Source organism: Hydrogenophaga sp. (assembly GCF_022844385.1).
Classification (GTDB): Bacteria; Pseudomonadota; Gammaproteobacteria; order Burkholderiales; family Burkholderiaceae_C; genus Hydrogenophaga.
In genome coordinates this window covers 10,422-20,093 of the sequence record NZ_JALHLX010000051.1, presented here as the reverse complement: position 1 = coordinate 20,093, position 9,672 = coordinate 10,422, and the positions used below count along the sequence as shown (strand labels likewise).

The 9,672-nt window shown below is 65.0% G+C and carries 9 protein-coding genes; 4 read left to right on the top strand and 5 right to left on the bottom strand.

Going from position 1 to position 9,672, the window contains the following annotated elements:
• Both serB and mfd read right to left on the bottom strand, forming a co-directional pair.
• Nucleotides 1–705: phosphoserine phosphatase SerB (serB, locus tag Q0C59_RS10605; RefSeq protein WP_291215019.1), on the bottom strand; the 705-nt coding region annotated here is incomplete at its 3' end.
• A 53-nt stretch (nt 706–758) separates the two neighbouring features.
• Nucleotides 759–4,241: a transcription-repair coupling factor gene (mfd, locus tag Q0C59_RS10600; protein ID WP_291215016.1), complete on the bottom strand. Its 3,483-nt coding sequence runs from the start codon at nt 4,239–4,241 to the stop codon at nt 759–761.
• Nucleotides 4,242–4,324: 83 nt separating this feature from the next.
• Here mfd and ispD point away from each other — a divergent pair, with 83 nt between their 5' ends.
• Together ispD and ispF are read left to right on the top strand one after the other, a co-directional pair.
• The gene (gene ispD, locus Q0C59_RS10595) at nt 4,325–5,059 is read left to right on the top strand and encodes a 2-C-methyl-D-erythritol 4-phosphate cytidylyltransferase (RefSeq protein WP_291215013.1); all 735 of its coding nucleotides are present in this window, start codon (nt 4,325–4,327) and stop codon (nt 5,057–5,059) included.
• Complete coding sequence (ispF, locus tag Q0C59_RS10590) at nt 5,056–5,550, top strand: 2-C-methyl-D-erythritol 2,4-cyclodiphosphate synthase (RefSeq protein ID WP_291215011.1); 495 nt, start codon at nt 5,056–5,058, stop codon at nt 5,548–5,550. The genes ispD and ispF overlap by 4 nt, the downstream gene beginning before the upstream one ends.
• A gap of 9 nt (nt 5,551–5,559) precedes the next feature.
• Here ispF and Q0C59_RS10585 read toward each other — a convergent pair whose 3' ends face one another.
• Both Q0C59_RS10585 and ompR read right to left on the bottom strand, forming a co-directional pair.
• Complete coding sequence (locus Q0C59_RS10585) at nt 5,560–6,963, bottom strand: ATP-binding protein (RefSeq protein WP_291215008.1); 1,404 nt, start codon at nt 6,961–6,963, stop codon at nt 5,560–5,562.
• On the bottom strand, nt 6,963–7,694 hold the full coding sequence (gene ompR, locus Q0C59_RS10580; RefSeq protein WP_069046679.1) for a two-component system response regulator OmpR: 732 nt from the start codon (nt 7,692–7,694) through the stop codon (nt 6,963–6,965). Before ompR ends, Q0C59_RS10585 begins: the two co-directional genes overlap by 1 nt.
• A 168-nt stretch (nt 7,695–7,862) precedes the next feature.
• Between ompR and Q0C59_RS10575 the strand changes: the two genes are divergently transcribed.
• Nucleotides 7,863–8,156 carry a hypothetical protein gene (locus tag Q0C59_RS10575; protein ID WP_291215004.1) on the top strand — a complete coding sequence of 98 codons (294 nt, stop codon included), beginning with the start codon at nt 7,863–7,865 and terminating at the stop codon, nt 8,154–8,156.
• Nucleotides 8,153–8,890 (top strand): SIMPL domain-containing protein, encoded by a 738-nt coding sequence (locus tag Q0C59_RS10570; RefSeq protein WP_291215002.1) that lies wholly within the window; start codon nt 8,153–8,155, stop codon nt 8,888–8,890. Before Q0C59_RS10575 ends, Q0C59_RS10570 begins: the two co-directional genes overlap by 4 nt.
• A 68-nt stretch (nt 8,891–8,958) precedes the next feature.
• Here Q0C59_RS10570 and Q0C59_RS10565 read toward each other — a convergent pair.
• Nucleotides 8,959–9,672 (bottom strand): 3-hydroxybutyrate dehydrogenase (locus tag Q0C59_RS10565; RefSeq protein ID WP_291214999.1); only part of this gene is annotated, 714 nt, incomplete at its 5' end.

Here is a 9,672-nt window from a genome sequence, read left to right as displayed (position 1 = left end):
GCGGTCCAGTCCACCTTCGTTGATGGCCACCATGGCCTGCGCGCGCACCGCGGGCTTGGCGTGGTAGGCCACCGAGAGACCGGCCACACCCATCATGGGCAGGTCGTTGGCGCCGTCGCCCATGGCGATGCATTGCGATGCCTCAATCCCCAGCAGGGAGGCCACCTCCAGCAGGGTGCGGCGCTTCTCGGCGCCGTCGCAGATGTCGCCCCAGGGCTGGTCGACCATGCGGCCGGTCAGCTGGCCGCAGTTGGGGCCACTCTCCACTTCGAGCACGTTGGCGCGCGTGAAGTCGATGCCCAGGCGTTCGCGCACGCGTTCGCTGAAGAAGGTGAACCCACCCGAGACCAGCAGCACCTTGAGGCCGGCGGCCTTGCATGCCTTGATGAGTTCGGCCGCGCCGGGGTTGATGCGCAGGCGTTCGGTGTAGACCTGCTCCATGTCGGCGATGGTCACGCCGCGCAGCAGCGCCACGCGTTGGCGCAGGCTGTCCTTGTAGTCGGCGATCTCGCCGCGCATGGCGGCCTCGGTGATGGCGGCGACCTCGGCCTTTTTACCCACCGCGTCGGCGATTTCGTCCACGCACTCGATGTTGATGAGCGTGGAGTCCATGTCGAAGGCGATCAGCTTGAAATCGCTGAGCTTGAGCGGTGGTGTGAAACCTTGAACGGTGAGGCCGGGGGCGAATTCGGTGGCGGTGGTCATGGTTGGCGGGGGCTTCGACAGGCTCAGCCCGAACGGAGTTGGATGGGGTGCCTTCAAACCGTGGCGGGTTGTTTGGTGGGTTGGCCGAGCGAGCGCAGCACGTCGCGCACCAGCTGCACGCGGTCTTTCACTTCGGGCAGGGCGCGCTCGATGCGCAGCTTTTCGTTGCCGGCCAGCTTGATGTGTCGGTTCTTCTGGATCAGTTCGATGATGCGCATGGAGTCGAACGGTGGGTTGGGGCGGAAGGTGATCTGGATCACACCGGGTGCCGCGTCCACCTTGACCACGCCGTAGGGCGCGCTGAGCACGCGCAGGCGGTGCACGTCCACCAGCGTCTGGGCTTGCGGCGGCAGCTTGCCGAAGCGGTCCACGATCTCTTCGAGCAGGCCGTCCACCTGGTCGGTGGTCTGCGCGGTGGCGAGCTTCTTGTAGAACGAGAGGCGCAGGTGCACGTCGCCACAATAGTCGCTGGGCAGCAGCGCGGGCGCGTGCAGGTTGATGTCGGTCGTGACCGAGAGCGGCGAGAGCAGGTCGGGTTCGCGGCCCGCCTTTAGCGAGCGCACGGCTTCACTCAGCATCTCGTTGTAGAGCTGGAAACCGACTTCGAGCATGTTGCCGCTCTGGTTCTCGCCCAGCACCTCGCCCGCACCACGGATCTCCAGGTCGTGCATGGCCAGGTAAAAGCCGCTGCCGAGTTCTTCCATCTGCTGGATCGCATCGAGCCGCTGCGCGGCCTGTTTGGTCAGGCCCTCGATGTCGGGAACCATGAGGTAGGCATAGGCCTGGTGGTGGCTGCGTCCCACACGGCCGCGCAGCTGGTGCAGCTGGGCCAGACCGAACTTGTCGGCGCGCGCCATCACGATGGTGTTGGCGGTGGGCACGTCGATACCGGTCTCGATGATGGTGGAGCACAGCAGCAGGTTGTAGCGTTGCGCCACGAAGTCGCGCATGACGCGCTCGAGCTCGCGCTCGGGCATCTGGCCATGCGCAATCGCGATGCGCGCCTCGGGCAGGATTTCTTCGAGCTTCTGCCGGCGGTTCTCGATGGTGTCGACCTCGTTGTGCAGGAAGTAGACCTGCCCGCCACGCTTGAGTTCGCGCAACACCGCTTCGCGGATCACGCCGTTGCCTTCGTTGCGCACAAAGGTCTTGATGGCCAGGCGACGCTGCGGCGCGGTGGCGATCACGCTCAGATCGCGCAGGCCTTCGAGCGCCATGCCCAGCGTGCGCGGGATCGGCGTGGCCGTGAGCGTGAGCACATCGACTTCGGCGCGCAGCGCCTTCATCTGCTCCTTGTGGCGCACGCCGAAGCGGTGCTCCTCGTCGATGATGAGGAGGCCGAGGTCCTTGAACTTCACGCTCTCGCTCAGCAGTTTGTGCGTGCCGACCACGATGTCGACCGAGCCGTCGGCCAGGCCCTTGGCGGCCGCCGTGATCTCTTTGGCAGAGCGAAAGCGGCTCATCTCGGCGATCTTCACCGGCCACTTGGCGAAGCGGTCCACCAGCGTCTGGTAGTGCTGTTCGGCCAGCAGCGTGGTGGGCGCGAGCAGCGCCACCTGGCGCCCACCGGTCACGGCCACGAAGGCGGCGCGCAAGGCGACTTCTGTCTTGCCGAAACCCACGTCGCCACACACCAACCGATCCATCGGGCGTGGGCTGATCATGTCTTGAATGACGGCGTGGATGGCCGCGCGTTGATCGGCGGTCTCCTCGAAGCCGAAGTCGTTGGCAAACACTTCGTAGTCCTGCGCCGAGTAGCGGAAGGCATGGCCCTGGCGAGCGGCGCGGCGGGCGTAGATGTTGAGCAGCTCGGCCGCCGCATCGCGCACCTGCTCTGCGGCCTTGCGTTTGGCCTTTTCCCACTGACCACTGCCCAGGCGGTGCAAGGGCGCTTCATCAGCGCTCACGCCGGTGTAGCGGCCGATCAGCTGCAGCTGGCTCACCGGCACGTAGAGCACGGCCTTGTCGGCATATTCGAGGTGCAGGAACTCCATCAGCGCAGGCGTGCCATCGGCGTTCTTTTCACCCATGTCCAGGTTGATCAAGCCACGGTAGCGCCCGATGCCGTGCGCGATGTGCACCACCGGATCGCCCAGGTTGAGCTCCGAGAGGTCCTTGATCAGCGCGTCGACATCACTGACCTGTTCCTGCTTTTTGCGCCGGCGCGTGGTGGGGCCGGCGGCGAACAGCTCGGTCTCGGTGACGAAATCGATGCCGTCTTCGAGCCAAGAGAAACCAGAGGCCAGCGCGGCGGTGGCAATGCCCAGCTTTTCCGTGCTGGTCTGGAACTCCAGCAGCGAATCAAAAGCGGGCGGATTGACGCCGCTGGCGCGCAGAAAGTCGAGCAGACTCTCGCGGCGGCCATCGCTTTCGGCCAGCAGCAGCACGCGCTGCGCGGTGTTGCGGATGTGGCCCTGCAGGCGCGAGAGCGGGTCTTCGGCGCCACGCACCACAGACAAGTCACCCAACTTCTGCGCGAAGGCGCTGTGTTCCTGTTCGGCCTGCACCGGACGCACCGAGAGTTGCGCGTGCTCGTTGGCCCGCGCATAAAACTGCTCCACGCTCAGGAAGAGCGAATCGGGTGGCAGCACCGGGCGCTCCGGGTCGCCGTGCACCAGGCGGTAACGGTCTTTGGTGTCCTGCCAGAAGCGCTGGAAGGCCGGCTCCAGATCACCGTGCAGAACCACCGTGGCGTCAGTTCCGAGGTAGTCGAACACCGTGGCGGTGTCGTCGAAGAAGAGCGGCAGGTAGTACTCGATGCCGGCGGTGGCCACGCCGTTGCCCATGTCCTTGTAGATGCGGCTCTTGGTGGGATCGCCATCTAGCAGTTCGCGCCAGCGGCTGCGGAATTTCGCGCGCGCGCCATCGTCCATGGGGAACTCGCGCCCGGGCAGCAGCCGCACCTCGGGAACCGGGTACAGGCTGCGCTGGCTGTCGGGGTCGAAGGTTCGGATGCTGTCGATCTCGTCGTCGAACAGATCCACGCGGTAGGGCACGAGACTGCCCATGGGGAAGAGGTCGATCAGCCCGCCGCGCACCGCGTACTCGCCCGGGCTCACCACCTGCGTCACGTGCTGGTAGCCGGCGAGCGTGAGCTGGCTTTTCAGGCGCGCTTCATCGAGCTTTTGTTTGACCTTGAACTGGAAGGTGTAGCCGGCCAGAAATGCCGGCGGCGCCACGCGGTACAGCGCGGTGGTGGCGGGCACCAGCACCACGTCGGCGCCGGTGTCCTTGTCGCGCTGCGAGATGCGCCACAGCGTGGCCAGGCGTTCGCTGATCAGGTCCTGGTGCGGCGAGAAGGTGTCGTAGGGCAGGGTCTCCCAGTCGGGAAACAGGGCGCAGCGCAGCTCGGGCGCGAAGAACGCCATTTCTTCAATGAGCCGCTGAGCGTCGTTGGCGTCCGACGTGATGATGGCCGTGAGCCGGCCCGCAGCCTTGTCCCGCGCTGCGAGTTGGGCCAGCAACAACGCGTCGGCCGAGCCGCCGGGGTGGGGCAGGGTGAAGCGTTTGCCGGGGGTGAGTTTGGGGAGGTCCATGACGGGCGGTGTTTCCATGACGAACACCCCCGGTCCAGGCGAACAGGGGGTGTGTGAGCGGTGATTTTAGAATGCAGCCACCCATGCCCGATGTCGCCCACGAATTGACCCCCCACCCATCTCAAGAGGCCGGCATCCGCTGCCACGCCTTGTTGCCCTGCGCCGGTACCGGCTCGCGGGCTGGCACCGAAGTCCCCAAGCAGTACCAACCCATCCTCGGCTTGCCGATGGTCTTGCACACCCTGGAAGCCCTGCGCGCTGTGACCCGCCTGGAGCGGATCGTGGTGGTGGCCGCGCCCGGCGACGCCTTCTGGACCACGGGCTATCCCGGCGTCACCGCGCTGCGCTGTGGCGGCGGCACACGTGCCGAGAGCGTCTTCAACGGCTTGCAGGCCTTGCTGGACCAGGGGACGAACCCGAACGACTGGGTGTTGGTGCACGACGCAGCGCGCTGCCTGGTCACACCACTTATGGTCGATGCGCTGATCGATGCCTGCCAGCACGACCCGGTGGGTGGCCTGCTGGCCATTCCCCTGCCCGATACGCTCAAGGCTCAGGCTGACGGGCGCGCGATCGCCACCGTGGACCGCGCGGACAAGTGGCTTGCACAAACGCCGCAGATGTTTCGACTGGGCGCACTTCACGCGGCCCTGAAGACGACCGCAGCGCAAGGCTTTGCTGGCGTGACAGACGAAGCCAGCGCCATGGAAATGGCTGGCCATCGGCCGCTGCTGGTACCAGGCAGCGCCCGCAACCTCAAGATCACCTATCCCGATGACTTCGCGCTCGCCGAAGCCATTTTCAGGAGCCGCGCATGAACACAGTCCCCACGTTTCGCATCGGCGAGGGCTGGGATGTGCACGCGCTCGTGCCGGGCCGCCAACTCATCATTGGTGGTGTGCACATTCCGCACACGCAAGGCCTGTTGGGCCATTCCGATGCCGACGTGTTGCTGCACGCCATCACCGACGCCTTGCTGGGTGCTGCGGCGCTGGGCGACATCGGTCGGCATTTCCCCGACACCGACGAGCGCTTCAAGGGTGCCGATTCGAGCGTGCTGTTGAAGGAGGCCGCGCGACGCGTGCGAGAGGTTGGTTTCGAGATCGGCAACGTCGACAGCACCGTGGTTGCCCAGGCCCCCAGGCTCGCACCGCACATTGCAGCCATGGTGGAGGGCATTGCCCGAACGCTGGGGGTCGCGGTGGGTCAGGTCAATGTGAAAGCCAAGACTGCCGAGAAAATCGGTCCGGTGGGGCAGGGTCTCTCCATTGAAGCCCGCGCCGTGGCCATGCTGTTCAAGCCGGACTGAGCGCGCGCCTCAGGTCGGCGCGCGCTGCAGCTTGATGTGGGCCGACAGCCCGCCGGTGCTGCTGTTGGCCAGTGCGAAGCGCCCGCCCATGCGGCCAATGGCACGGTCCACGATCGCCAGTCCCAGGCCGGTGCCCGTGGCCGAGGTGCGTGACACATCACCGCGGAAGAAGGGCTGAGTGAGCTGCTCAAGGATGTCGGGGTCCACACCTTGTCCATGGTCGCGCAGCTTGATCAGCACCCAGTCGTCCTTGGGCTTGGCGGCGATCTCCACCCGGGCCACCCCGGTACCGGGGTCGCGGCCATAGCGGCAGGCGTTTTCCAGCAGGTTGGCAAACACGCGCTGCAGCTCAACCGCATCGCCCATCACCGCGGTGTCGGGCGGAATGTTGGTGGTGAACACGTTGTTCTCGTTGTCACCGAGCGCAAACACCGCCGCGTCGACCACCTGATTCAGGCTCACCCGCTCGGGCTTGATGTGGTCGGGTCGCGCGTAGTCCAGAAACTTGTCGATGATCGAATTGACCTGTTCGATGTCGGCCGCCATGTGCTCGCGCGCCTGCGGGTCGGCCACGCTCATCTCGGTCTCCAGCCGCAGCCGCGAGAGCGGCGTGCGCAGATCGTGCGAGATGCCGGCGAGCATGAGCGCGCGGTCCTGTTCGATCTTGGACAGGCGCTGCGCCATGCGGTTGAAGCCGATGTTGACTTCGCGGATCTCGCTGGTGGCCACGGCCTCGTTGAGCTGGCTGGCGTTGAAGTCGCCTTCCCTTACACGGCTGGCGGCAAAAGACAGCTTCTTCAGAGGTCGGTTGATCAACCGCGCGATCAGCGCTGCACCGGTGAGCGAGAGCAGGGCGGCCGTGCCCAGCCAGATCAGCCAGGTGGTGCCCGCCACCGGGCCTATGCGCGACGGATCGGTGAGCAGCCAGTAGGGGTCACCGTCGATGGTGAAGCCGATCCACAAACCCGGTGCACCGTTGACTTCGCGTGCCACCAGCGTGTCGGGTCCGAGCCGGCCACTCAAACGCTCAGCCACATTGCGGCTGAGCACATCGGTGTCGTACAGGCGGAAGGTGTCGTTGGGCTCGCGGGGCGCGATGCGCAGGCCTTCCTCGTCGGCCAGTGTCTTGATGAGCGATACGCGGGCGATCGAATCCGAGTGCACCAGGGCGGCGCGGCTCAGGTTGACCAGCGAGGCCAACTGGTTGGCGCTCTGCAAGGCTCGCGGCTCGTATTCCAGCGCCCGGAAGGTTTGCAGCCAGGCCACGATGCAGCCCACCAGTAGCAGGGCCAGAAAGAAGAAGGTGCGCCAGAACAGGCTGACACCCCGGTTGGGACGCAGCTCCAGCGGTGCCGGCGCTGTCTCCAACGACGTGGGGTGGGTTTCAAAAGGAACCCGCGATTCTTCCGACATCAAGCGTTGCCGTCCGGCACGAACACATAGCCCACGCCCCACACAGTCTGCAGGTAACGTGGCGAGGCCGCGTCTTCCTCGATCAGCTTGCGCAGGCGTGACACCTGCACGTCAAGGCTGCGGTCAAAGGGCTCGAACTCGCGCCCGCGCGCCAGTTGGGCCAGCTTTTCGCGCGACAGCGGTTGACGCGGGTGGCGCACCAAGGCCTTGAGCATGGCGAATTCGCCCGTGGTCAGCGGCAGGTCGGCGCCTTCCTTGCGCAGCGTGCGCAAGCTCAGGTCGAACTCGAACGGGCCGAACTTCACGACTTCCTGGTCTTGCGAAGGCGCGCCCGGCACTTCGGTGGGCGGGCGGCGGCGCAGCACGGCGTGGATTCGGGCGAGCAGTTCGCGCGGGTTGAACGGTTTTCCCAGGTAGTCGTCGGCACCGACTTCCAGGCCCACGATGCGGTCAACGTCTTCACTCTTGGCAGTCAGCATGATGATCGGTGTGCGGTCGCCGTTGGCGCGCAGGCGGCGGCAGATGGACAGGCCGTCTTCGCCGGGCATCATGAGGTCGAGCACGATCAGGTCGACCGAATCTCGCTGCAACACGCGGTTGAGCGACTTGCCGTCTTCGGCCAGCATGACCTCAAAACCCTCCTGCATGAGGTAGCGGCGCAGCAGGTCGCGGATGCGGACATCGTCGTCGACCACCAGGATCTTGTTGGCGCGGGTGTTGTTTTGTGGCATGAAGGCAACTTCCTGAATATGTAACAAACGCGATTGTGGCAGCGCCAAGTGCTTGTCAGCACTGGATTTTTATTTTCCTGACATGCTGTTACAGATGTTGCCCGGGCGCTCGAACCCTTCACCGACGACACATCCCACAATGACCGGATTGTTGATACTCGAACAACCATGAAAACGCATTTGCCTTTGGGCTTGATCCTGTTGACCTTCGGTTCGGCGAACGCCGGGCCGGGTGATCAACGAACGCAACTGATGCCGTCGAACGCAACGGTGATGGTCATGCCCATTTCGGTGGATGAGGGTGAGCCACGCAACCCCATGCGCCTGCGTGACGTGTTGCGGCAACCCTTTGACGACATGGAGGACAACGGCAAGCCTTACCGGCTTTCTGTTGAAGAGCGCCAGAGGCTGCGTGAACAGCTGCGCGGCCAACCACCTCAAGAGTACAAATTCAAACAATGATCCCGTCCGCTCACCGCGCTTGCAGCCTCCCCCGATTTCGCACCCTTTTTCTTTCCTCGCTCATCGCTGTCGGCACCTTGGCGAATGCCCAGGTCGCTCAGCCAGTGCCCGTCAATGTGGTCAATCTCTCAGCCAGCGGCTTCCTGGAAGTGCCGCAAGACTGGCTGAGCATGAGCCTGAGCACCACCCGCGAGGGCACCGATGCGGTGACCGTGCAGAACCAGCTCAAGGTCGCCCTTGATGCCGCGCTTGCGGTGGCCCGCGCCAGCGCCCAGCCGCAGCAGCTCGAAGTGCGCACCGGCCAGTTCAGCATCTACCCGCGTTACACCGACAAGGGCAAGATCAGTGGCTGGCAGGGCAGCACCGAGCTGGTGCTTGAAGGCCGCGACTTCGCGCGCATCAGCACCACCGCCGGCAAGATCCAGACGCTCACCATGAGCAACATGGGCTTTTCGCTTTCGCGCGACGCACGGCTGAAACTGGAGTCCGACGTTCAGGCCCTGGCCATCGAGCGATTCAAGGTGAAGGCCGGCGAGATGGCCAAGGGCTTTGGATTCGCTGGGTACAGCCTGCGCGAGGTTTCAGTGAGTTCGGCCGACCAGGAAGGCCGCCCGTTTCAGCCGCGTGCCATGGCCATGGAAGCCAAGGCCGCCATGTCGGATGCGGCGGTGCCGGTGGAGCCGGGCAAGTCCACCGTCAATGTGACGGTGTCCGGCTCGGTCCAGTTGCGCTGATCGTCGATCCGTTGCCCCATGCAAAAGGTCCGCTTTAGCGGGCCTTTTGCATTCTGGACAGGCAGGGTTTATTGGGCGGTCCAGCCGCCGTCCATGTTCCAGGACACGCCGCGCACGTTGTTGCCGGCTGGTGAGCAGAAAAACACCGCCAGTTCGCCCAGCTCTTCCGGGGTGGTGAACTGCATTGATGGCTCTTTCTCGCCCAGCAGCTGTTTCTTGGCGTCTTCGTTGGAAATACCCAGGGCAGCGGCCTTGGCGTCCACCTGTTTCTGCACCAGCGGCGTGAGCACCCAGCCCGGGCAGATGGCGTTGCAGGTCACGCCGCTGGTGGCGTTTTCCAGCGCCGTCACCTTGGTCAGGCCCACGATGCCATGCTTGGCCGCTACGTAGGCTGACTTTTCGGCTGAGCCCACCAGGCCGTGCACCGAGGCCACGTTGATGATGCGGCCCCAGTTGGCCTTCTGCATCGCGGGCAGGGCGAGGCGGCTGGCGTGGAAGGCGCTGGTCAGGTTGATCGCAATGATCGCGTCCCACCGGTCCACGGGAAAACTCTCAATGCGCGCCACGTGCTGGATACCGGCGTTGTTCACCAGGATGTCCACCTGGCCGAAGGTGGCCGCGGCGAACGCCATCATCGCTTCGATCTCGGCAGGCTTGCTCATGTCGGCGCCGTGGTAGGCCACCTTCACACCCAGCGCAGCAATCTCCGCTTTTGGGCCTTCGGCATCACCAAAACCGTTGAGCACGATGTTGGCGCCCTGGCGAGCGAGGGCCTTGGCGAT